Here is a 21,801-nt window from a genome sequence, read left to right on the forward strand (position 1 = left end):
GGCAGGCACGCGTCTGACCGCCTGCGAAGCATTCGGAGGCGGTCAGACGCGCAAGGCGGGACTTGCGCGGAGGGGGCCGGCCTCCCGGATCACGTTCAGCCACATGATCCGGGAGGCGCGACGCCGTCAGTGGCGGGCGAAGGCGGCGATGGGGTTGTCCAGCTCTCCCTTGAGTTGCAAGGCACCGGAGGGGTCGGTGAGGTCGACCATCTGCTGGTTGTTGCGCAGCTGCAGTCGGTTGAGGCACGACAGCGTGAAGCGTGGCGCGAACAGGTCGTGACGCGCGAACTTGTCGGCCATCTCCGGGTGCGCATCCTGGTAGTCATGGATGCAGGCCGCGACGCGTGACCAGAAGGCGTCTTCCGTCATCACCTGCTCGCGCACCAGCAGCGGTACCGCGAAGCGGAAGATGCAGTCGAAGATATCGGTGAGCAGCGACAGGATGCGGATCGGTTCCGGCACCTCGACCACCAGACGCTCGACTCCTTCCGGCAGCTCCAGGGCGCGGGTCTCGTCGGTGGCGAACAGCGCGGCCTCTTCGGCGATGTCCTTCATCAGTGCACCACACGGCACGCCATCGCGCAGGCGCATGATCAGGTTCTCGCCGTGGGGCATGAACACCAGATCATGCTTGAAGTAGCAGTGCAGCAGCGGCGTCATGTAGGCCGTCAGCCACTTGTCGATCCACGCTTCGGCGCCGATGCCGGAGCGCTCGATCAGCGCAGGCAGCAGTGCCTTCTCGTCGTTGTCGACGTGCAGCAGCGCGGCCATGGTCATCAGGCGCTCGCCCTCGTCCTTGACGTCTTCCGGGCTCTCGCGCCACAGGCTGGCCAGCATCTTGCGATAGCCGACGGCCGCCGGGTCGGCATCTTCCAGCACGTCATCGCGATAGCCGATGGCGGCGACTTCACGCAGCAGGCGGAAGCCCCATGTCTCGAAGGACGGGTCGGAGTCGATCAGCCCCTGCAGCCACTGGTTGATGGCCGGCGTGGCGCGCATGTAATAGGGCGACAGACCGCGCATGAAGCCCATGTTGAGGATCGACAGCGCGACCTTCACGTAGCGGCGGCCCGGCTGGTTGCGGTTGTAGAGCGTGCGGATCGACTGCTGGGCCTGGTAGCGGTCCTCGCCAAGGCCCAGGCACACGATGCGCTGGCTTGAGATCTCGGCGGCGAAGGTGATCGCCAGCTTGTGATTCCACTGCCACGGGTGCACCGGCATCATCAGGTAATCGGCGGCATCGAGGCCCTTGGCCGTCAGCTGATTCTCCAGGCGGGCCAGTTCGGCGTGACCCAGTTCCTCTTCCAGCAGACGGCGCGGATCGAGACCATCCACGCCGGAGTAATGCGCGTTGTCGCGATGCACGGCGATCCACACCAGCGCGAAGGGCTGTGCGGCCTCCGGCGCGTAGGCGCGGTAGTCCAGCGCATCGAAGCCCATGCGGCCATTGTTGGCGACAAAGCACGGGTGACCTTCACTCATCGCCGATTCCAGGGTCTGGAAGGAGGCACCTGCCAGCACGCGGGCGGATTGATTCTCGCGCACGGCGCGCTGCATCTTCCAGGCGCTGGAAGCGAGCGTGGCGCTGACTTCCTCGAGATAGACCGGCAGCAGGCGCGGCGGAATCTCCAGCACGTCGTTGAGCTCCAGAATCAGCTCGCGGGCATCCAGCGGCAGGGCCTCGCCATTGGCATCCAGACGCTGAAGAGAGGCCGCGTCGATCAACCAGTGATCGAGCTGGAAGCGGCGCGCCACGAAGCGATATTCCACCGCACGACGACTGACGGGGGCCTTGTCGCTCGCCGGGGCAGACAGCGACAGGCGGTAATGATGCCAGCCATCCGTGATGCGGGCGTTGGTCTCGTCGGCACACTGCGGGTGGATCAGGCGCTCATGGCTGAATTCGGCCAGTGCCTTGCGCACCAGCAGGCGATTGGCCTGCTGCCAGTCCGGCCCGGTGAGATGCTGGCCGGCCGCCGCCGGATTGGCGGTGATGGCGGTATCCAGTCGCGGGCTGCGGCTCGCCAGGGCGGCGCGGAAGTCCTGCGGGGTGCAGAAGCACAGACGCGCGGGCTTGCCGTCGAGATCCAGCGGGCCGTGATCGACGAAGCCGACGGCGGCATTCAGCGGGTGAATGGCGGTATTGCGGCTGTCGGGTTCGACCACCACGCGAGTGACCGGGCGGACTGCCTCACCGGTATCTGCGGCGTGCTCGTCACGGAACTGGCCGGCGAAGATCATCGCCATGATCGATTCGATCACCGCACGCGAGAAGCCGCTGATGGGGGCCTGGTCATCGCTGCGCGGCGCGATGAGGAAGTGCATGCCGAAGTCGCCGGGCTGCACGGCGTAATGCTTGCCGAGCGGGTCGTGTGCCGGGTCATACAGCTCGACCAGAAACGCCGGCTGGTCGTTGTAGAGGCCGAGCCAGCCCTGGGAGTGGCGACTGTCTTCCAGGCCCTGATAGAAATCGTGCTTGGTGGTGAGCAGGTCTTCGCTCATGCCCCAGAAGCTGGCGCGCGCGCCACTGGTCCACTCGTCCACCAGCGCCATGTCGGCGGCGAGATCCAGCGGGCGCAGCGCGAATTCCGCTCGCTCCGGCGTGCTGTCATCCTGCGGCTTGCGCAGGCGCGCCTGGGCCTGTTCGAGTTCCACCGAGCGGCGCGTGAAACGTGTGCCGGGTACCGGGCTCAGCAGGTCGAGTGCCGGGGAGGTGTCCAGTGATGTCTCGCCGAAGATCTGCTGGGCCGGGGTCGCGGCGCTGTGGGCGTTGGCACGGGTGGTGGTGATGTCGACGGGCATGTTCATGCGGTGGTCTCCCGGTGTTGCGCTGCGCGTGAGGGCTCGGTGGGGGCGGTGCTGGACGAGGCGGTCTTTTCGCTGGCCGCACTGGCATGCAGGTCGGTCTCGCCGTAGGCCAGATGGGCGGCGGGAAGAGGCGTGAAGCCGTTGCCGTTGCCCTTTTCAACGCCCGGGGCGCCGAAGCTCTGGAAGGCGATGCGCCGCTCGATGGGATAGACCTCACGCCCGGTGATGGCGCGCAGGATGCAGCTGTTGCGATAGCAGGCCATGCCCAGGTCCGGGGCGGCCAGCGAGTGGGTATGCAGCTCGGCGTTCTGGACGAAGATCTCGCCGGCAAAGGGCGACTGGTCACCTTCATTGCCTTCGGCGTCTGCGGTGCTCTGCGCGTCGACGGCGTAGAAGCGCCCGACGGCGTAGCGGCCTTCGGCGTCACGACGGATGCGTGACTCGATGCTCTTCAGGAAGGGCGGGGCGACGTAGTGATACCCGGTGGCCAGTACCACGGCACTGGTCTCGTGGCGCCATGCCTGCTGCTGTTCGCGCTGATAGAGCCCCAGGCTGAAGTCGCCATCGGCGCTCTCGCGAGTCAGCGAGGTCAGCTCGGTATTGGTCATCAGGGTGGTGGGCACCACGCCCTGCAGCTGCTTGGCGTAGAGGGTGTCGTAGATCTCGTTGATCAGTTCGAGATTGATGCCCTTGTAGAGGCCCTTCTGGGTCGCCAGCAGGGTGTTGCGCTGTTCGCGCGGCAGGGCATGGAAGTAGTCGATGTAATCCGGTGACGTCATCTCCAGCGTCAGCTTGCCGTATTCCAGCGGGAAGAAGCGCGGCGAGCGCGTGATCCAGTTGAGCTGGTAGGCGTGCTGGTCGATCTCGCGCAGCAGGTCGAGATAGATCTCGGCGGCGCTCTGGCCGGAGCCGATGATGGTGATGGCCGGCTGGGACGTCAGTTCGTCCTTGCGCGCCAGGTAGTGGGCGTTGTGGCACACGCGGCTGCCCGCCACCGGCACCTCGCCGCGTACCGCATCGGCAGCGCCGGGCAGATACGGCTGGGTGCCGGTGCCCAGCACCAGCTTGCGTGCGCGATAGGTGAAGGCCTCGCCGGTGCTGGGGCGAGTGCCGCGCACCACATAGATGTCGCCGACATGCTGGATGTCCTGGACCTCGTGATCGAAACGCAGGCTGGTCAGCTCGCGCGCCGCCCACTGGCAGTACTGGTTGTACTCGCGGCGCAGCAGGAAGAAGTCTTCGCGGATGTAGAAGTTGTAGAGCTTGTCATGCAGCTTCAGGTAATTGAGGAAGCTGAAGTGGCTGGTCGGGTCGGCCAGCGAGACCATGTCCGCCATGAAGGGCGTCTGCATGCTGGCGTCTTCCAGCAGCATGCCCGGGTGCCAGTCGAACTCGGCCTTGCGCTCCAGGAAGACGCCGTTCACGTCCTCCAGCGGCTCGCTCAGACAGGCAAGGCTCAGGTTGAAGGGGCCGATGCCGATGGCGACGAAGTCGAGCACCTCATTGCGCGTTTCAGCTGTGTCGGTGACGTGAGGAGTCGAGGTGTCATGCATGACGGCTTTCCTTTGCTTCTGTGGTGTGGCTGCGACGGCTGGCGGCCGGAATGTCGGCCAGTGGTGCGCCATGGCCTGCCTGGGCCGTGGTGCTGACGGCGAGGTGATGCGCCTTGACCAGGGCCTGACCATGCTGGCGGATCAGCTCGACCACCGCGGCGATATCGTCGTGGGTGGTGTCCGGGTTGAGCAGCGTGAACTTCAGATACTGACGGCCGGAGACCTTGGTGGCGGCGACGATGGCTTCCCCGCTGCGCGACAGGCGCTTGCGGATCTCGCGATTCAGGGCGTCCCACTGTGCATCGCTGAGGGTGTCTTCGTTGGCGTCATGGAAGCGGAACACCAGGGTGCTGAGCTCCGGGGCCTGGACGACATCGATGTCCGGTGCCGCCGCGAGTAGCTGATGGCCCTCGCGAGTGAGGTCGATCACGCAATCGAGCATGTCGCCGAGGGCATCGGCGCCCATCAGGCGCAGCGTCAGCCACAGCTTGAGCGCATCGAAGCGCCGCGTGGTCTGCAGGCTCTTGTTGACCTGATCCGGCGTGCCCTCGCGGGCCTGGAGTTCCGGGTTGAGGTAGTCGGCGTGATAGGTGACGTGGCGCAGCTGGGTGCGATCACGCACCACGCAGGCGCTGCAGCTGACCGGCTGGAAGAAGGTCTTGTGGTAATCGATGGTGACGGAGTCCGCCATCTCGACGCCCTTGAGCCAGTGACCGTGACGACGCGAGGTGATCAGACCGCCGCCGTAGGCGCCATCGATGTGGAACCAGATGCCACGTGCATGGCATTCACGGCCGATGGCCTGCAGCGGGTCGATGCTGCCGAAGTCGGTGGTACCGGCGGTCCCGACCACGGCCATCGGAATCAGGCCTTCCGCACGCGCCTTGTCCAGCGCCTCACGCAGGGCAATCGGGTCCATGCGGCGACGCTCATCCACGGCGACGGGGATGACGGCGTTGTGGCCGAGGCCGAGCAGGGCACAGGCCTTCTGCAGGCTGAAATGGCTGATGCCGGAGGCGAAGACGCGCAGGCGCCCGGCTTCCGGCGGCAGGCCGTGGGTCTGGTTGCCGGGGTGGTTGGGCAGCTTCTCGCAGACCGCGTCACGCGCCAGCAGCAGCGCCATCAGGTTGGATTGGGTGCCGCCGCTGGTAAAGATGCCGTCCGCGGTCGGACCCAGGCCCAGTCGTTCGGTGGTCCAGTCGATCAGGCGCTGCTCGATCAGGGTGCCGCCGGCGCTCTGATCCCAGGTGTCGAGTGAGGAATTGATCGCGCCGAGCAGGCTTTCCGCCCAGACACCCGGCAGCACGACCGGGCAGTTGAGGTGTGCGATGTAGCGCGGGTGATGGAAATAGACGGCATCCTTCAGGTAGAGCGACTGGAGCTCCTCCAGGCCCGCTTCCAGATTCTCGAGGGGCGTCTCGAGATCCAGCTCGGCAAAGGCCGGGCGCAGGGCTTCCGGAGTGATGCCGCTGAAGGGTTGCTGAACGTTCTCGAGCTGTTCGGCGACCAGACTGCTGATGCGTTGCATGCCGGCCTGCCAGGCATCCATGTTGGCAGGTGAGAACAGGGCGGCGCTGGGCGAGCGGGACAGGGAGCTCGCGGCGGCAGCGGCCTGGGGGGCAGACGCGGGGGATCCTGCAGCCGCGCCATAGGTGGCGGCGGAATCATGAAGGCTGTGCATTACATAACCTTATGCGAATGTTCGCAGATAAAGACTTGGAAGAGACTCGCAGCCAGCCAGGGCAGGTGGCACAGGTGCGAGGACCAGTCAGGACATTCATCAAGTGCCGCGTGATGCGGTCGTTGTTGTTGGTGAAGTTGTTGGCAAAGCGGTTGGCGCGGTCAGTCACGCCTGCCGTGGGCATCGGCAGAGAGTGAGTCGTCACCGAGCGCCCCTGTGTCGGGCAATCTCGATGTCATGTGCGGCACACGCCAGAGGTATCAGATGATGAGTGGTTCAGGGCGATGGTGCCGGCGACATCCTTGCCGCCGGCGGGTCATGCGGGTCGATTCAGAATCGACGGACGGCGGACGTGTCGGAATCAGAAATCATAGGTCAGTGTCGCGGTCACGCTGCGCTCGGCACCGTAGTAGCAGAAGCTGGTGCTGTAGCAGGACGCGATGTATTCCTTGTCGAACAGGTTGCTGACGTTGAGCTGCACGCTGGTGCCGCTCCAGCCGACCTGGCTCAGGTCGTAGCCGACCAGGGCATCGACGAGTGCGTAGTTCGGGACTTTCTCGGTGTTCTCGGAATCCGCCCACATGTCGGCGTAGTAACGCACGCCGAGGCCGGCATTCAGGCCGGTCAGAGGGCCCTCGTTGAAGGCGTAGTCACCCCAGACGCTGACCTGGTGCTTCGGCACCTGATTGGCATCGTTGCCTTCGGTGCCATCTTCCGCCTTGGCATAGGTCACGTCGGTGTAGCTGTAACCGGCCTGCAGCGCGAAGTCGCGGGTCAGCTGGGTGCGGGCTTCCAGCTCCAGGCCCTGGGACTCGATCTCGCCGTAGGACGTGTAGTAGCTGTCTTCCGGGTCCTTGGAGGCGACGTTTTCCTGATTGATGCGGAACAGCGAGACGCTGTACTGATCACGCGTGCCGTTGGGCTGGTACTTCATGCCGACTTCCACCTGCTTGCCGGTGGTCGGGTCGAGCAGGTCGCCATCCTCGTCGGTGTAGGAGTTCGGCGAGAAGGACGTGGAGTAGCTGACGTAGGGCGAGATGCCGTTGTCGAAGCCGTAGATCAGGCCGATACGGCCGCTCATCTCGTTGTCGTTCAGCTCACTGCTGGTGTTGTAGTCGCGATCGGTATTCTTGATGTTGACCCAGTCCTGGCGCAGGCCGGCGGCCAGGTTCCAGCGGCCCCAGCTGAGCTGATCCTGCAGGTAGACACCGGTCTGATCCAGTTCACGCTTCTGGTTCTCGGTGGCATAGATGGAGACATCGGCATCGCTGCTGCTGGTGACGTCCAGCGAGCTGGCGGTGCCGTATTCCCAGTCCACGTCGTTGGTGCGGGTCTGATAATCGGCACCGAACAGCAGGGTGTGATCGATGTCGCCGGTGGAGAAGCGGGTCTCCAGCTGGTTGTCGACCGTCCAGGCACGCAGGCTTTCCTCGCCACCGGAGTAGTAGCGGGTCAGCTCGGTATCCGAGGCCCAGCCATAGGCGTAGACCTGCTCGAGATCCACGTCGGAACGCAGGTAGCGGAATTTCTGGCGCGCGGTGACATCGTCATTGAAGCGATGCTCGAAGTCATAGCCGAGCATGCGTTCGGTGCGATCGAATTCCTCGTAGTCCTCGTCGCCTTCGTAGAAGTCGTTGCCGAGCTTGATGCCGTCGTGACTCACCACCGTGCCCTCGTAGGGGAGGCCTGAGTGGTAGCCGCCTTCCGGGTCCTTCTGGAAGTAGCCCATCAGGGTGACGGTGGTGTCGTCGGTGACATCCATGGTGATCTGTGGCGAGAAGGCATAACGCTCTTCGCTGACGGAATCGACCTGGGTGTCTTCGGCGCTGGCAAGGCCGGTCAGGCGATAGGCGATGCGCTTCTCGTCATCCAGCGGGCCGGTGAGATCGAAGGCCGCGCTGCGCTCGTTGTCGTCACCGACGGTGAAGCGCACCTGGCCGGAGTCCTGGAACTCGGGGCGCTTGGACTGCATCGCGACCAGACCACCCGGCGAGGAGCGGCCGTAGAGGACGGAGGACGGCCCCTTGACGACTTCGATGCTGTCGAGGAAGTAGGGGTCGATGGTCATCGAGCTGTAGGAGCCCGAGTCACCCATCAGCTTCAGACCATCCAGGAAGGTGTTGCTGACACTGCCATCGGAGAAGCCGCGCAGGACCAGATAGTCATAGCGGTTGGAAGCACCGATCTGATTGGTGAACACGCCCGGCGTGTAGTCCGCGGCACGCTGCACCGTCTCGGCGGCGCGCTTGTCGATGTCATCACGGGTGATGGTGGAGACAGCCTGGGGAGTTTCCAGGTAACCGGTCTGCGTCTTGGTAGCCGCCGTGGTGGTGACCGTCATGGTATCCAGCTGCTCGTCCTGAGCATCCCGATGGTCGGCCGCCACGGCCTGCCCGGTGAAGGGTAGGCTCAGGGCAATCGCCAGTGCCAGCGGGTGCCGTGGCAGTGAAAGCAATGGGGATTGATGCGGGTGTCGCGTGGCGGAGTCTTTCATGAGTGACGATGTTCCATCCTGAATGATGTTTTTGCGAATGCTTCTTGTTTGTCGTTCTCTCCTGAGGGAAGACGTACAGGGTTGGCATTTCTGAACCATGAATGAGAATTATTTTTGTTATCTGATGTCAGTGGGCCGTGCACGTGGCCTGGCGGGGGCTTCCGGTGGCGCTCAGACATGCAAAGACCGCCCCGAAGGGCGGTCTTTGTCAGAGGGCGGTCTTTGTCAGAGGGCGGTCTTTGTCAGAGGGCGGGCTTTGTCAGAGTGTGGTCCTTGGCAGAGGGGCGCCTCGACGGAGGATGGCGCCGGCGGGGGATCAGCGGTCCTGCATCTCGCCCTGCAGCGTGATGGGAATATCGCCGACCAGATTGCCATAGCCCAGCAGGCCAAGCAGGGTACTGCCGACCTGGTTCTTGGCGACTTCCGCGCTGTCCAGCGCCATGGGCTCGGCGTTGGCGAAGCTCAGGCGGTCGGCACTCTCGCGGGTCACGTTCAGGGGCAGGGTATCGCGGTGAGTGCGGTTGCCATCGGTGGCCGTGAAGGGCACCTGCATGCGTGTCGTCCTGCCTGTCTCCAGCGCTGCCAGAGCCACGGGGTCCAGATTCAGTGTCAGGGTGGCGAGACGCATCTGGCTGACGCCTGACAGCCACGGCGGCAGCTCGCCGACCTTGTCCAGCAGGTCGGTCTGACCGACGCTGAGCGGAATGCTCATCTTGCCGTCATCACCGACGGTGCCGCTCAACCCACGCAGGTGGTGGACGTGCTCGACATTGCCCTGCGCCTTCTGTTCGGTCAGCGTGGCGGTGGCGCCACTGGCATCCGGGATCAGCTGCCAGGCTGCCTGGCTGGGCACGCTGATGCCGATACCACTCATGGCAACGGCCAGGGCGAGGGCCTTGATAGGGGCGCGAAGGCGCTTGTGGAAGGAAGAGGTCCAGCGAAGAAAGGGAAATGACATGGTGACTCCTGATGGCTGGGCGCTACGAAGGGTGAGCTCTGTGCGGCGCATTGAGGCATTGGACACGCCAGTGGCGCAAGGGTTCGTGACAGGGTGGCAGGCGGGATGGGGCTGATCGGAGGCGGTGACGGCGGCTCGTGTCCAGCGAGGTCTATGTTGTTGAGTTTTCGGGCTTTCCTGACGCTTTGGCTTTCGCTATCATAGCGGCGCTGTCCGGGCCCATAGCTCAGTTGGTTAGAGCACTCGACTCATAATCGATTGGTCGCAGGTTCAAGTCCTGCTGGGCCCACCATCCCGAGGCGCTTTTCTGTAGCGCCTGCCAGGTCGCCATCGGCGGCTTTTTTTGTGCCTGCCCGTTTCGCCAGATCGATGGTTTTCCGCTTTCGGCTCTCCTCCGTGGCTCGTCGCCTTTCGCTGGCGGGGAACTCGGTCGCATGGGCTTGCATCAGCACGTCAGTCGTTCCGGCTCGCCTTCGCACTGCCAGATACCAGAACGCCCCGTGCCTGGTGGCGACGGGGCGTCGGCTCGAACGTCGTAAAGGACTGCTCTGATGTCACTGCCTTGCGGGCGGCGACGAATCCTTCATGTCACTGTCACGAGAATGGCGCGAGACGCTTCGGTGTCAGTGGTGATCACTGAGTCTCGTCTGCCATCTCATCCTGGGCGTCATTGGCGGCACCGCTGATCGCGTTGCCTGCCGAGGTCAGGGCATTGGCGGTTGCCTGACGAGTGTCCTGCCAGGCGCTGGCAGCAGTGTCCTTGGTCTCATCCCAGGCAGCGGCCGCGCTCTTGCGAGTGTCCTGCCACCAGTCGGTGGTGTACTGCGGCTGTTCCTTGAGCTGAGCCTCATCCATGTTCACATGGATGCGATATTCGAGATTGTCGATGTCGTCACCCTGACGGGTTTCCAGCGTGAACTTGCCGGTCTCGACCACGTACTGCTGATCATCAAGGCCCAGCACTTCATCACTCTCGACCACCAGCGCGGCGACCTGCATGTTGTCGTCGAGCAGCACATCTTCCACTTCGCCCACGACTTGCTGGTCGTCGTTCTGCAGATAGACGTCAGCATCCATCAGTTCATCAGCGGAGTAGAGCCCCTGCGGATTGGCCATGGCCAGGCCGGAGGTGGTCAGCAGAGTGGTCGCGGTGATCGCACCCAGAATCTGTTTGCGGTTCATCTTGCTCATGCCGTACTCCTTGCGTGTCGATTCTTCATTGCCGTCTGCCCTGATGTAATCCGGCGGCGACTGCGTGGCGTGCTGCAGTGATGGGCCAATCAGGACATGGACGATGTCGGGCTGCCATCTCGTGCAGCCATGCTTCCTAAGATTCAGATGACGCGATCAAGTTTCAAGGGGGGAGTGGAAAAACTTGTACGGTAGTTCATGCGCTCGTCACGAATCAGGTGCACTTTTCGGCCAGCGAGATGCCGGCGTCTGGCGGGGCTACGGCGGTCTTCCGGCAGAACAGGAGGGCAAGGCATGGAGGTGTCCATCAGTGAATATCGATGGCCAACCGCGCTGTCATCCGTGCTGGCGGAGGAGAATGCCGCACTCAACCTGCAGTTTTCATTGCACGATCACTGAATTTGTAGCGAAGTGTTACGATAGGGGCGTGACGATCGTCAGTGGTGAGGTCGACATTTGCAGGGGGATCAACGCTGCGTAATCGCAGTTCAGGATGGGAGGTTCAGGGTGTACGTTAGCTATACAGATACGTTTTGATACTCAGAAAAACTTGTACAACAGTTTTCAAGTGTCTAACTTTGAGGGTGTCAGAGCGCAGCGAGGCCAACGATGAACGCCTCGCCAAGAGAGGGAATGGAGATCCGCAGCGTGCTTTTCAAGCCCTCGTCCTTTCCTTGCTCGAGATCTGGCAGGTCACGGTCGAGTCTATCGAGGAAGGCCGTGAAAGTTTTCATCAAGGATCCAGCGGAGGGCATCGAGATGAACGCAGTGCGCAAGGTTCCCATGGAGTGTTCACGTTGTGGCAGCAATCGCGTCAATCTGGGAGAAAGCCCGGCAGATGACGACATTGTGAGCTGCGCCGAGTGCGACGAATTTCTCGGGGTGTGGTTCATGCTGCGCGACCGACTTGAAGCCAGCGCTCGCAAGCGTGCCACCATCGACCCTGCCTTGATGGCCAACCAGGTGATCAAGCAGCTTGATGCACAGGCTTGAGATGTTCTTCCCACTGACGGCCAGCAGGTGATACGGCATTCATCAGTCGTCCAGCATGCTGGTCAGTGAGATGTGAGAGTCAGGCTTCGGCAATCGTCATCCTTTCGGTCAATCGTCCATTGCCGGAGCCCCGAGCAAGTGCCTTGTCAGAGGCGACATGAATTCGTGATACCGCTGGCGACTGTCCAGCGTCCTGGTCGACCCCCTCGGTGAGCGTTGGCTCCCGATTCAGGTCCTGTTCTGCCTGAGAGTGTTTTCCCGGCCATTGGCCGGGATTTTTTTGTGTGTCATCCGACAAGGCAATCAGCGTGTTTCGAGACAGCCTTGATCTGCATCATCCGTGGGAGTGTTATTCGTTTGTAAGATTGTCCTGCCAGAATGAGGCGCGTCTGATGCCCTATCGCGGATGAGACATGCTGGAGATGCCTCGAGCTATCCGGGACATCAGCAAGGAATCTGATATTTCTAACATAAAGTGCAATGGAGTCTGCGGCCTCGTGTCTCCATCATGCGCACGCATGCTGAGCCATGTCTGCATGATCCCCTTATCGAGAGCCTGGTCATGACAACGTCACCTCTTGCGCCGAAAAGGAGTTCGCGCATGTTTTCTACTTCAATCCCGACCAGTAATGGTCCTCGCTGCCCCGAGTGCAATGAATCATTGCATTGGCCAGCCTGTGATCTCCCCGATGAGCACCTGTTGAAATGCCCGAATGGTCATGTCCTGTGTTCCATGGGGGACTTCCGATTGGCAGCACGTGAGATGGCACTCCAGGAGGAGTTTCGTCTGACGCGAGATGGTGCCCGCTCCCATGCGCAACGACGCCCACTGGAGCACTCCGCGAGAAATCGTCAGGATGCCATCGTCAGCGGTGAACGCATCAGCGCGGCTTGAGAGTTCGCGCATTCTGAGGTCTCCAGCTCATTGCAAAGCCCCCGCCCACGCCGGGGGCTTTGCGTTCCTGGCACACGACGCGAGCGGGAAGGGAGTCGTGTGCAGGAGGCAGGCAGCCGCCTCACGGCTGCTCTTCTCGACCTTCGGTGGCAAGCACGCCATGGGGTTGCAAGCAGGATGCCTGCCCCCATGTCTTTCACAACCGCATGGATCCTGCGCACTTCCCGTTCCCCGGGCTTGCGTCGTGGATGCATGCCTTCCAGAGACTGCACAGGAGGCTGTTACATGTCCGATCTATCCGAGGAACTGCGTATCCCCAAGCCGTGCCCCGACTGTGGTAGCAAGCGGATGCGCGTCTCTCAGGTGCACAATCCGGAAGACAAGGTCTTCTGCGCCTCGTGCGGCACTTACGTCTGCCTGTATGCGGATGTGGCCAGGATGCGCGAGGAGGGGGCGTCCAGTGAAGCCGAAGAGCTGCTGGAGCAGGCCGCCAACAAGGGTATCAAGAAGTAACGACATCACCGGGGTATCCGGAGATGCCACGCCCTGAAACGCAAGAGGCCCTCACGTCGGTGAGGGCCTCTTGCGTTTCAGGGCATGGCGCGAATCAGCTTTCGTCAGAGCCCGTCGGCGTCGATGCCTTGGCGATGGCGCCGGTGTTGTCGGCGGCTTCCAGCTTGGCCAGCATGTTCTGTGACTCACGCTTGAAGGCGGCCAGCGCCTTGCCGGACAGTGACTTGTTGTTCGGCAGCTGGACGCGCATGGCATCGACCTGACGATTGTTGACCATCACCTCATAGTGAAGGTGCGGGCCGGTAGAGCGGCCGGTATTGCCGGACAGGGCGATCTTCTCACCCATCTTCACGCGCTCGCCTTTCTTGACCAGAGGTCTGGAGAGGTGCAGGTAGCGGGTCTTGTAGCCGTTGTCCATGCGCAGCACAAGGTAGCGGCCCGCCAGCGGGTGGTTGCCGACCAGTTCGACCACGCCATCAGCCGTGGACAGGACCGGTGTACCGACGCGAACGGCAAAGTCGGTGCCCTTGTGCGGGCTGATGCGACCAGTGACCGGATGGCGACGGCTCAGGTTGAAGGGCGAGCTGATGCGCGCCTTGTGAGCCAGCGGGTAGCGATTGAAGGCCGGGTCGAGCCCCTTGCCGTCCGGAGTGTAGTAGCGGCCATCGGCGGCATTGCGCACCACGGTCAATGACTTGCGGGTACCCTCGTAGCGGGCGGCCAGAATGCGGGAGTCGGTGCTGGTGCCATCGATCATGTCGGACTCGACCAGCACCTGGAACTTGTCGCCCTTGCGGGTATCGCGACGGAAATCGATCTTCTTGCCCAGTACCTGGGTCAGCTGGGTGACATCCGCCACGCCAAGACCGGTGGCCTCCGCCGAGAGCGAGAAGCTGCCGCTGACGGTACCGGCGAACAGACGCTGGGTCGCTTGAGTGGCCTTCTCTATCTTGGCGACGCTGAAGGAATCCTGCTGTGGGTCACGCTTGACCATGAAGCCGCGACGCGCATCCTTCATGATGCGCAGCGCCAGCAGGTTGCCGTCCTCGTCGAGCTTGTAGTCGAGGCTGTCACCGATGCGCCAGTGGGTCAGCACACGCTTGTCCGGCAGCGACTTGATGATGCGGGTGGTCTCGCGATAGCCGAGCCCCAGAGAACGCTCCGCCATCACGGCAAAGGTGTCGCCCGCCTGAACGGTGTAGGTCTGCCATTCTGGGACATAGACTTCCTTGGCTGCCAGTTCGGTCTGCAGCGTCGGGCTCTCGCCCAGCTCGACCGGATCGACGGACAGATCATCGTAGGAGGTCCCGCCGGCCTGCTCATCGGTCGCGGTGGCGATCACCGCCTCGGCCGTCTTCACGGCAGAAGGTGCCAGTGCCACGATCGGGCCGGGCTCAGCCTCACCGGGAGGGTAGTTGGCGTCGGTCAACATCACCGGCATGTCGAAGTCGACATCGATGACCTCACTCGGCGTCAGCGCGGAGAGCGGCACCTCGCCAGCTGCGCTCAGTGCCTGATGCCCCGCATCAAGACTGGCCGTGGCCAGCGGAGCAGGCGTCTGTTGCGCGTGCGCGATGGCAACCGGCAATGCGTTCGTCACCTCCGAGCTGGCATTGGCCAGGTCGATGGCGAGGTGGCGAGAGGCAGGTGAGATCTCTTGAGAGTCCAGAGTTTCAAGAAGCTTGTGAGCGCCCAGCACGGTGACCATTGTGGCAACAGGTAAAAGAAGATACTTGTGCACGCGTGGGAGCGAATGAAGGATTCGCAGCATAGTTGACCGATGATGTGATGAAGTGAACAGAACAGAAGACGACAGATTCGCATCCGAACCTTAACCAAGCTTTTGCGCATTCGATAGGCTGGACACATGTCCAGTATTAGGAATTCAACCCTGTTTTGATCATCAGGGGTCGTGCTAGCGGTGTCTGTTTTATGAGGACAGTCGAAAATCCCGCCATTTTTGCTTAAGAAACGCTGTTCTCACAGTAATATCTGCTTGCTGTTAAATTTTGTAACTTCGTCGAAATATTCTGCAAGTCAGTGCGTACATCACGAGGATAGCGTCCTGTTGTCAGAGGATTGTGACGCAGAGTGGCGAACGTGTTGGCACATGATGCTCTGGCGTCGCAACATGAGATCTCTGAAGGGGGCGAAGATTGTCCAGAGGGACAGCAGGGTGGCGTCGCTCTTGTCGCCCTGTCTCGCCTTTCGTGCGCCCGCGTGGCAACAAGAAATCAGTGGAGAATGTCCGATGTCGTCTCGAGTGACTCTGGCCCAATGGCAGATGCTGGCCGCCGTGGTCGATCATGGCAGTTTTGCCCGAGCCGCCGAGGCCGTGCACAAGAGCCCCTCCACGCTCAATCATGCGGTGCATCGCCTGGAGGCGTTGCTGGGAGTGCCGTTGCTGGAGCCGGTGGGGCGCAACGTGCGCCTGACCGAGGCCGGCGAGATGCTCCTGCGTCGCGCACGCCAATTGATCGAGAGTGCCAGCGCGCTGGAGGATGTGGCCCAGGCGCTGTCACAAGGCATGGAGAGCGAGATAAGCCTGGCCGTGGATCAGTTGTTTCCCTCGGACCTGCTGGCCCGTGCGCTGGAGGGGTTCTCCGCGGCCTATCCCCAGGTACGGATACAGCTGCACGAAACCACCCTGACGGGTGGCAGTGAGCTCTGGGATGCCGGCCAGGTCGATCTGCTGGTCAGCGCGCTGCCACAGGAAGGGCAGCTTGGTAGCCTGCTGGTGCGGGAAACCTTCGTGGCGGTAGCGGCGCCAAGGCATCCCCTGCATGCGCTGGGACGGCCGCTGGATCTGCGTGACCTCGAACAGCATCGACAGCTGGTGGTGCGCGACAGCAGTCGCTCGACAGGCATGGATGCCGGCTGGCTGAAGGCAGAGGAGCGCTGGACGGTGAGTCATCTGGCGACGTCTGTCGATCTCGCCGAGCGTGGCCTGGGCTTTGCCTGGCTGCCGCGTTCACGAATCTCGCAGGCGCTGACCCAGGGGGCACTCGTGCCCTTGCCCTTGCTCAACGGCGGCGAGCGTGAGATCGACATTCATCTCTACCTGCCTGATGCCGACAGCGCCGGCCCTGGCGTGCGTGCGATGGTCGAGCAGCTGCATCACAGCGTTCAAGGGGGGTGAAGCACTCCTGAGCCACATGAGAAAGCGGCTGGGGATTGGAAAAGCCTCTGGGCGCTACCACCTGTCGGAGAGGCGTCATTCGTTGCGTGCGGGGACCATGGCTCCTCTGCGATCCCTTGAATGGCTATCCTCACCTTGCATGACAGGACATTTCCTCATGGGCTTACTGGTCGATGGCACCTGGCAGAACCGTGGTTACGATACCGACAGCAATGGCGGGGAATTCAAGCGCGAGAGTGCCAGCCTGCGTGACTGGGTCGTGCCCCCCGGTGCGGCCGAGCAGGGCCCAGACGGCCAGTCTGCCGTGCCCGCCGAAGTCGGGCGCTATCATCTCTATGTCTCGCTGGCCTGTCCGTGGGCCCACCGTGCGCTGGTGATGCGCTCTCTCAAGGGACTGACGTCGGTCGTGGGCATGTCCTTCACCAGCCCCTACATGCTGGAACATGGCTGGAGCTATCTCGAGGAAGAGGGCTCCAGTGGCGATCCGATCAACGGCGTGCGCTACCACCATCAGCTCTACACCATGACCGACCCGCACTACACCGGCCGTGTCACCGTACCGGCGCTGTGGGATCGCAAGGCGGGGCGCATCGTCAACAACGAATCCGCTGACCTGGTGCGCATCTTCAACGACGCCTTCGATCCGCTGACCGGCAATGACCTGGATTTCTCTCCCGAGGACCTGCGCGGCGAGATCGACGCTCTCAATGCCGAGATCTACGACAAGGTCAACAATGGCGTCTACAAGACCGGTTTTGCCACCAGTCAGCAGGCCTATGAGCGTCACTTCACCGCGCTGTTCGCCTGCCTGGATTCACTGGAACGCCGTCTGGCCGACTCGCGCTATCTGGTCGGTGAGTGGTTGACCGAAGCGGACATCCGCCTCTTCACCACGCTGCTGCGCTTCGATGTCGTCTATCACGGCCACTTCAAGTGCAATCAGCGCCGCATCAGTGACTATCCCAATCTCTCGAATTACCTGCGCGAGCTGTACCAGTGGCCGGGCGTCGCCGAGACCTGCGATCTCGCGCAGATCAAGACCCACTACTACGGCAGTCAGCTGGCGGTGAATCCGATCGGTATCGTGCCCCTCGGCCCGACGCTGGATCTCGAGGCACCGCATGATCGTGAGCGCCTGACAGGGCAGGGCATTCGCCGCCACCACTGAAGCCATGGCGGCCGGGACGAGGCGTTCGGCCTCACGGCCTGGTTCGTCTGGCCTTGGCCAGCCAGCGATCCAGCGCATTGCCGAAGTCGCGCTGCTCGCGCTGGCCATAGGCGGAGGGGCCGCCGGTGTGTTCGCCGCTGGAACGCATGCTCTCCATGAAATCGCGCATCTGAACCTTGGCGCGGATGTTGTTGGCATCCAGTGTCTCGCCGCGGCTCGTCATCACCAGGGCGCCTTTCTCGATCGCCTCCAGCGCCAGCGGCAGGTCGGACGTGATCACCATGTCGCCGGGCCGGGCGCGCTCGACGATCAACTGGTCCGCCGCATCGGCACCGGCAGGGACGGACAGCGCCTTGACATGCACCGAGCGTGGCAGCGGCACCTGATGATTGGCCACGAACCAGGTGGGGGTCGCGGTCCGCTCCGCGGCGCGGACCAGGATGTCGCGCGCCGCGCGCGGGCAGGCGTCAGCATCGACCCACAGCGTGGTGATGGGCTCGGCGGGTGAGGGGGTGGTGGGGTCTTGCACGTCAGTCATGCCGTCTCCTGTCAGAGGGAATTGGCGAGTGTGGCCTGCGCCGATAGACGCTTGGCCTGCGACCAAGGTCAAAAGAAAGGATGCAGAATGCGCGAGGGACTGCTAGAATGCCAGCTCCTCGCATGTAGTGACCCACCATCCTGAGTAGCCGAAGCCGGTGATCGCCTTTCTTGACAGGCCTTCAGACGGTAATTTCGCGCCTCCCGGACCGAGTGGCGTAGCTTGCCCCGAGCCCTCCGTGACCCCTCGATCCTTCGATGTCCGGCCGCCGCGACGCAAGACCCGTCCCAGTCCACAGTGTGCATGATGGAGCGCCCCGAGACTCTCAAGTGGAGAGCCTCTGGTTGCTGTACGGTCGCCGCAGCGTTGTGCCTGATAGCGGAAATGCGTCTGCCATCAGAGCAACCCGGGCCCGTCCATGCCAAGACGTCCAAGCACTCGTACGTTTTTTCTGATGATGCCAGCGCCTCGTGCCTGACGGCATCGCCAGACGGAGCCCTTACGCTTCGTGTCGGTTCAAGCCGACCCATTCTTCAGCTACAAGCTTCACTTGTAGCCATTTAGGTGTGAGATATACATGACCACGACTTCCGTCGTCGATCGCTTCAGCGATCTTGCCCTGCTGCCTGCCGTCCTGACCTCTCTCGAGAAGCTGGGCTACGAAACACCGTCCCCCATCCAGGCCCAGACCATCCCGAGCCTGCTCGATGGCCGTGACATGATCGGTCAGGCCCAGACCGGTACCGGCAAGACTGCGGCCTTCGCTCTGCCGCTGCTGACCCGTCTGGACCTCGACCGCCGCGAGCCGCAGGTTCTCGTGCTGGCTCCGACCCGTGAGCTGGCTCAGCAGGTCGCTGTCAACTTCACTCGTTACGGCCAGTTCATGCGTGGCCTGGAAGTTGCCACCCTGTGTGGTGGTCAGGACTACCGCGAGCAGATGCGCAGCCTGAAGAGCGGCGCCCAGATCGTCGTCGGTACTCCGGGTCGTGTCATCGACCACCTGGATCGCAAGAGCCTGAAGCTCGACGGCCTGTCCGCCCTGGTGCTGGACGAAGCCGACGAGATGCTGCGCATGGGCTTCATCGATGACGTCAAGCGCGTCGTCGCCGATACCCCGAAGGAAGCACAGCGCGTGTTCTTCTCCGCGACGCTTCCGACCGAGATCGAGCGTATCGTCAACCGCTACCTGGTTGACCCGATCAAGGTGGCCATCAAGTCCGAATCCAAGACCGCTTCCACCATCGAGCAGATGATGGTGCGTGTCGAAGGCGGTGCCAAGCTGGAAGCGCTGTCTCGCCTGCTGGAAGTCGAGACCGTCGATGCCGCCATCGTCTTCGTGCGGACTCGTGCCGCCTGTACCACCGTCGTCGAGCAGCTGATGGCTCGCGGTATCTCCGCTGCGGCACTGTCCGGTGATCTGGACCAGTCCCTGCGTGAGCGTACCGTGACGCGTCTGAAGCGTGGCAAGGTCGACGTGCTGGTCGCGACCGACGTCGCCGCTCGTGGTCTGGACGTGGCGCGTATCACCCACGTCTTCAACTACGACCTGCCGGGTGACAGCGAATCCTTCGTGCACCGTACTGGCCGTACTGGTCGTGCCGGTCGTGAAGGTCGCGCCATCACCTTCGTCAGCGGTCGCGAGATGCGTAAGGTTCGCTGGATGGAGCAGGCCCTGGGCCAGCGCATCACCGAACGCCAGCTGCCGAGCGAAGAAGAGATCCGTGCTCACCGTGACGCGGCCTTCCGTGCTCGCGTCGTCGAAGCCCTGGGCAGCAGCTCCAATGGCCACCGCGCCCTGGTGCAGAGCCTGATCGAGGAAGGTCATGATCCGGTCGAGCTGGCCGCGGTCTTCGTCAAGATGGCTCGCGCCGAAGAGACGCCGATCCAGTCCCTGCCGAAGCCGGGTGCGCGTCGCAACGAGCGTCCTGAGCGCGGCGAGCGTCCGGAACGTGGTGAGCGTCGCAGCTCTGCGCCGGTCGCACGTGAAGGCATGAAGCTCTACCGTGTGGCCGTCGGCCATCGTGACGGCGTCAAGCCGGGTCAGCTGGTTGGCGCTCTCGCCAACGAAGGTGGCATCGAAGGTTCGCGCATCGGTCGCATCGACATCCGCAACACGCACAGTGTCGTGGAGCTGCCGAGCGGTCTGCCGACCAGCATCGTGTCCAAGATGGCGCGTGCTCGCGTCGCTGGCCGTCCGCTGGAACTGGCAGAAGACGGTGCGGGCGCTCGTCCGCAGCGCCGTGAAGGTGGCAACGACGACCGTCGTCGCGCCTGATCAGGCCTGAGTCTGGCCGGCGCTGAACACAGTGCTGGCCACGGCTTCTGAAAAGACCGGTACCTCTCACGAGGTGCCGGTTTTTTTGTGCCTGGACGAAAGGCGCCACAGGGGCTGGTATCCTGTTCTGGCATAGCGGTGGAGCGTCCACCGTCCATCATTTCCCGAGGATGCCCACATGATCTCTTCACTCGATGCCCTGCGCCGTGGCCTGAAGGCCGCGCCCGCCCGCCAGCTGATACTATGCGCTCTGCTGGCGACACCCTGGTTGTCGCTCAGCGCGGCCCACGCCGAGTCCGGCATGCCCGCCAGCAGCGCCACGCCGGAGATTCGCGTCCCGCTGGTCTCGCTGGAGGCCCTGCGGCTGTCACCGGTGGTCTCGCCGCAGGGCGAGGTGCTGGGTCGGGTCGAGGATGTGCTCAGTGATACGCGTGGCCAGATCCATCGTCTGTTGATCCGTCCGGAAGGCGGTGACAAGGCGGCCAGCATCGACTTCACGCGCTTCACTCGTGAAGCCGTCAGTGATCCGCTCGCCGCCACGGCCCCCGGCGACATCCGCTACCGCCTGGTGCTCGACATGACGCCGGAGCAGCTGGCGGCACGCGCGGATCAACCGCTTTCCAATCGGCTCTCGCGTCAGCTGGAACGCGGCATGGGGGAGGTCGGCAACGGGCTGGACAGCTTCCGCAACCAGGCGGCGGAGGTGCTGCGTTCACTGGGCAAGCAACTTGAAGGTGAGGGCGATCGATAGCATCTGAGAGGGAGAGACCCGCAACCGCCGTGAGGGAATGCATGAGTAAGTGCATGAGTGAGTGGACGACAGCACTGCACGATTGGAATCTCGACCCTGCCGACGCCGTCGCCAAGCAACGCGAAATGGCGACGCGACTGACGCTGACGCCGCCCTGGGGAGCAAGTCCCGAGGCCTGGCCGGCGACCATCACGGGGGTCGATATCGGCTTCGAGGATGCAGGCGAGGTGACACGTGCGGCGGTGGTGACGCTGGATCTGGCGACCCTGGAACCCCTCGAGCAGCAGCTGATCCGTCAGCCGACCCGCATGCCCTACATTCCGGGCCTGCTGTCGTTTCGGGAGCTGCCCGCTGCCATCGCCGCCATTGAGGCACTCGAGCGGCCGCCCGAATGCCTGATGGTGGACGGTCATGGCATCGCCCATCCGCGCCGCCTGGGTGTGGCGGCGCATCTTGGCCTTTGGTGTGACCTGCCGTCCTTCGGCGTGGCCAAGAAGCGTCTGTGCGGCAAGCATGGTGAACCGGGCGATGCGCGCGGCGACTGGGTCGCGCTGACGGATCGCGTGCGTGAGGCGGATGGCGAGCTCGGCATCATCGAGAATACCGAGCTGCCCAAACGCGAACAGCGCAGCCAGTTGGGCGCCGTGCTGCGCTCACGCGCGAAGGTCAAGCCGGTGTACGTCTCGCCGGGCCAGCGCATGAATCTGGAGACGGCGCTTTCGATGACCCTGCACTGTCTGGGCAAGACCAAGCTGCCCGAGCCGACCCGACTGGCGGATCAGCTCGCCAGCCGGCGTCTCAAGCGGCTCCGTGATGCCTAGCGTCGCATTGCCTGTCTCTGCGT

At 63.2% G+C, this 21,801-nt stretch carries 17 protein-coding genes and 1 tRNA gene; 9 read left to right on the plus strand and 9 right to left on the minus strand.

All coding sequences use genetic code 11. The annotated features are described in order from the left end of the window. Positions 1–126 precede the first annotated feature (126 nt). The 5 genes from HXS66_RS05290 to HXS66_RS05310 all read right to left on the minus strand — a co-directional run bounded on the left by HXS66_RS05290 (position 127) and on the right by HXS66_RS05310 (position 9,494). Positions 127–2,808, minus strand: a complete 2,682-nt coding sequence (locus HXS66_RS05290) for a GNAT family N-acetyltransferase (RefSeq protein WP_218015143.1) — start codon at positions 2,806–2,808, stop codon at positions 127–129. Beyond that, positions 2,805–4,361 carry a lysine N(6)-hydroxylase/L-ornithine N(5)-oxygenase family protein gene (locus tag HXS66_RS05295; RefSeq protein ID WP_176503016.1) on the minus strand — a complete coding sequence of 519 codons (1,557 nt, stop codon included), beginning with the start codon at positions 4,359–4,361 and terminating at the stop codon, positions 2,805–2,807. The genes HXS66_RS05290 and HXS66_RS05295 overlap by 4 nt, the downstream gene beginning before the upstream one ends. Beyond that, positions 4,354–6,042, minus strand: a complete 1,689-nt coding sequence (locus HXS66_RS05300) for an aspartate aminotransferase family protein (RefSeq protein WP_176503017.1) — start codon at positions 6,040–6,042, stop codon at positions 4,354–4,356. The genes HXS66_RS05295 and HXS66_RS05300 overlap by 8 nt, the downstream gene beginning before the upstream one ends. 361 nt (positions 6,043–6,403) lie before the next feature. Next, positions 6,404–8,536 (minus strand): TonB-dependent siderophore receptor, encoded by a 2,133-nt coding sequence (locus HXS66_RS05305; RefSeq protein ID WP_136939027.1) that lies wholly within the window; start codon positions 8,534–8,536, stop codon positions 6,404–6,406. Between the two features lie 316 nt (positions 8,537–8,852). After that, on the minus strand, positions 8,853–9,494 hold the full coding sequence (locus HXS66_RS05310; RefSeq protein ID WP_136939026.1) for a hypothetical protein: 642 nt from the start codon (positions 9,492–9,494) through the stop codon (positions 8,853–8,855). Positions 9,495–9,709: 215 nt separating this feature from the next. Between HXS66_RS05310 and HXS66_RS05315 the strand changes: the two genes are divergently transcribed. After that, positions 9,710–9,786: transfer RNA gene (locus tag HXS66_RS05315), tRNA-Ile, on the plus strand. Positions 9,787–10,127: 341 nt separating this feature from the next. Here the strand turns inward: HXS66_RS05315 and HXS66_RS05320 are convergent. Then, the gene (locus HXS66_RS05320; protein ID WP_065392634.1) at positions 10,128–10,685 is read right to left on the minus strand and encodes a PRC-barrel domain-containing protein; all 558 of its coding nucleotides are present in this window, start codon (positions 10,683–10,685) and stop codon (positions 10,128–10,130) included. A gap of 587 nt (positions 10,686–11,272) precedes the next feature. Next, positions 11,273–11,470, minus strand: a complete 198-nt coding sequence (locus HXS66_RS05325; protein WP_176503018.1) for a hypothetical protein — start codon at positions 11,468–11,470, stop codon at positions 11,273–11,275. Between HXS66_RS05325 and HXS66_RS05330 the strand changes: the two genes are divergently transcribed. The 3 genes from HXS66_RS05330 (at position 11,469) to HXS66_RS05340 (ending at position 13,086) form a co-directional block, all read left to right on the plus strand. Continuing rightward, positions 11,469–11,678, plus strand: coding sequence for a hypothetical protein (locus tag HXS66_RS05330; protein ID WP_084209331.1), 210 nt, complete (start codon positions 11,469–11,471; stop codon positions 11,676–11,678). The two genes, HXS66_RS05325 and HXS66_RS05330, sit on opposite strands and share 2 nt — an antisense overlap. Before the next feature lie 601 nt (positions 11,679–12,279). Then, positions 12,280–12,573 (plus strand): hypothetical protein, encoded by a 294-nt coding sequence (locus HXS66_RS05335; protein ID WP_136939025.1) that lies wholly within the window; start codon positions 12,280–12,282, stop codon positions 12,571–12,573. Positions 12,574–12,858: 285 nt separating this feature from the next. Continuing rightward, complete coding sequence (locus HXS66_RS05340) at positions 12,859–13,086, plus strand: hypothetical protein (protein ID WP_077379159.1); 228 nt, start codon at positions 12,859–12,861, stop codon at positions 13,084–13,086. Positions 13,087–13,180: 94 nt separating this feature from the next. On the opposite strand, the gene HXS66_RS05345 is transcribed toward HXS66_RS05340, so the two are convergent. Beyond that, positions 13,181–14,794: a peptidoglycan DD-metalloendopeptidase family protein gene (locus tag HXS66_RS05345; RefSeq protein ID WP_255303107.1), complete on the minus strand. Its 1,614-nt coding sequence runs from the start codon at positions 14,792–14,794 to the stop codon at positions 13,181–13,183. 543 nt (positions 14,795–15,337) lie between these two features. Here HXS66_RS05345 and HXS66_RS05350 point away from each other — a divergent pair. After that, complete coding sequence (locus HXS66_RS05350; protein ID WP_077379163.1) at positions 15,338–16,225, plus strand: LysR family transcriptional regulator; 888 nt, start codon at positions 15,338–15,340, stop codon at positions 16,223–16,225. A gap of 157 nt (positions 16,226–16,382) precedes the next feature. Then, a complete protein-coding gene (locus HXS66_RS05355; RefSeq protein ID WP_176503020.1) occupies positions 16,383–17,393 on the plus strand; it encodes a glutathione S-transferase family protein in 1,011 nt (336 codons plus the stop codon). 31 nt (positions 17,394–17,424) lie between these two features. On the opposite strand, the gene HXS66_RS05360 is transcribed toward HXS66_RS05355, so the two are convergent. Beyond that, a complete protein-coding gene (locus HXS66_RS05360) occupies positions 17,425–17,931 on the minus strand; it encodes a YaiI/YqxD family protein (protein WP_077379167.1) in 507 nt (168 codons plus the stop codon). Between the two features lie 577 nt (positions 17,932–18,508). On the opposite strand from HXS66_RS05360, the gene HXS66_RS05365 reads away from it, so the two are divergent. The 3 genes from HXS66_RS05365 (at position 18,509) to HXS66_RS05375 (ending at position 21,778) form a co-directional block, all read left to right on the plus strand. Continuing rightward, positions 18,509–20,206, plus strand: coding sequence for a DEAD/DEAH box helicase (locus HXS66_RS05365; protein WP_065392493.1), 1,698 nt, complete (start codon positions 18,509–18,511; stop codon positions 20,204–20,206). Positions 20,207–20,384: 178 nt separating this feature from the next. After that, positions 20,385–20,957, plus strand: a complete 573-nt coding sequence (locus HXS66_RS05370; RefSeq protein ID WP_176503021.1) for a PRC-barrel domain-containing protein — start codon at positions 20,385–20,387, stop codon at positions 20,955–20,957. Between the two features lie 53 nt (positions 20,958–21,010). Then, a complete protein-coding gene (locus tag HXS66_RS05375) occupies positions 21,011–21,778 on the plus strand; it encodes an endonuclease V (protein ID WP_176503022.1) in 768 nt (255 codons plus the stop codon). Positions 21,779–21,801: the final 23 nt, after the last annotated feature.

It is taken from the genome of Cobetia sp. 5-11-6-3, assembly GCF_013374055.1.
Lineage (GTDB): Bacteria > Pseudomonadota > Gammaproteobacteria > Pseudomonadales > Halomonadaceae > Cobetia > Cobetia marina.

Bases quoted from the DNA above. Each gene is read 5' to 3' on its own strand.
- HXS66_RS05290 (WP_218015143.1), bottom strand. From the start codon at position 2,808: ATGAACATGCCCGTCGACATCACCACCACCCGTGCCAACGCCCACAGC.
- HXS66_RS05295 (WP_176503016.1), bottom strand. From the start codon at position 4,361: ATGCATGACACCTCGACTCCTCACGTCACCGACACAGCTGAAACGCGC.
- HXS66_RS05300 (WP_176503017.1), bottom strand. From the start codon at position 6,042: ATGCACAGCCTTCATGATTCCGCCGCCACCTATGGCGCGGCTGCAGGA.
- HXS66_RS05305 (WP_136939027.1), bottom strand. From the start codon at position 8,536: ATGAAAGACTCCGCCACGCGACACCCGCATCAATCCCCATTGCTTTCA.
- HXS66_RS05310 (WP_136939026.1), bottom strand. From the start codon at position 9,494: ATGTCATTTCCCTTTCTTCGCTGGACCTCTTCCTTCCACAAGCGCCTT.
- HXS66_RS05320 (WP_065392634.1), bottom strand. From the start codon at position 10,685: ATGAGCAAGATGAACCGCAAACAGATTCTGGGTGCGATCACCGCGACC.
- HXS66_RS05330 (WP_084209331.1), top strand. From the start codon at position 11,469: ATGGAGTGTTCACGTTGTGGCAGCAATCGCGTCAATCTGGGAGAAAGC.
- HXS66_RS05325 (WP_176503018.1), bottom strand. From the start codon at position 11,470: ATGGGAACCTTGCGCACTGCGTTCATCTCGATGCCCTCCGCTGGATCC.
- HXS66_RS05335 (WP_136939025.1), top strand. From the start codon at position 12,280: ATGTTTTCTACTTCAATCCCGACCAGTAATGGTCCTCGCTGCCCCGAG.
- HXS66_RS05340 (WP_077379159.1), top strand. From the start codon at position 12,859: ATGTCCGATCTATCCGAGGAACTGCGTATCCCCAAGCCGTGCCCCGAC.
- HXS66_RS05345 (WP_255303107.1), bottom strand. From the start codon at position 14,794: ATGGTCACCGTGCTGGGCGCTCACAAGCTTCTTGAAACTCTGGACTCT.
- HXS66_RS05350 (WP_077379163.1), top strand. From the start codon at position 15,338: ATGTCGTCTCGAGTGACTCTGGCCCAATGGCAGATGCTGGCCGCCGTG.
- HXS66_RS05355 (WP_176503020.1), top strand. From the start codon at position 16,383: ATGGGCTTACTGGTCGATGGCACCTGGCAGAACCGTGGTTACGATACC.
- HXS66_RS05360 (WP_077379167.1), bottom strand. From the start codon at position 17,931: ATGACTGACGTGCAAGACCCCACCACCCCCTCACCCGCCGAGCCCATC.
- HXS66_RS05365 (WP_065392493.1), top strand. From the start codon at position 18,509: ATGACCACGACTTCCGTCGTCGATCGCTTCAGCGATCTTGCCCTGCTG.
- HXS66_RS05370 (WP_176503021.1), top strand. From the start codon at position 20,385: ATGATCTCTTCACTCGATGCCCTGCGCCGTGGCCTGAAGGCCGCGCCC.
- HXS66_RS05375 (WP_176503022.1), top strand. From the start codon at position 21,011: ATGAGTGAGTGGACGACAGCACTGCACGATTGGAATCTCGACCCTGCC.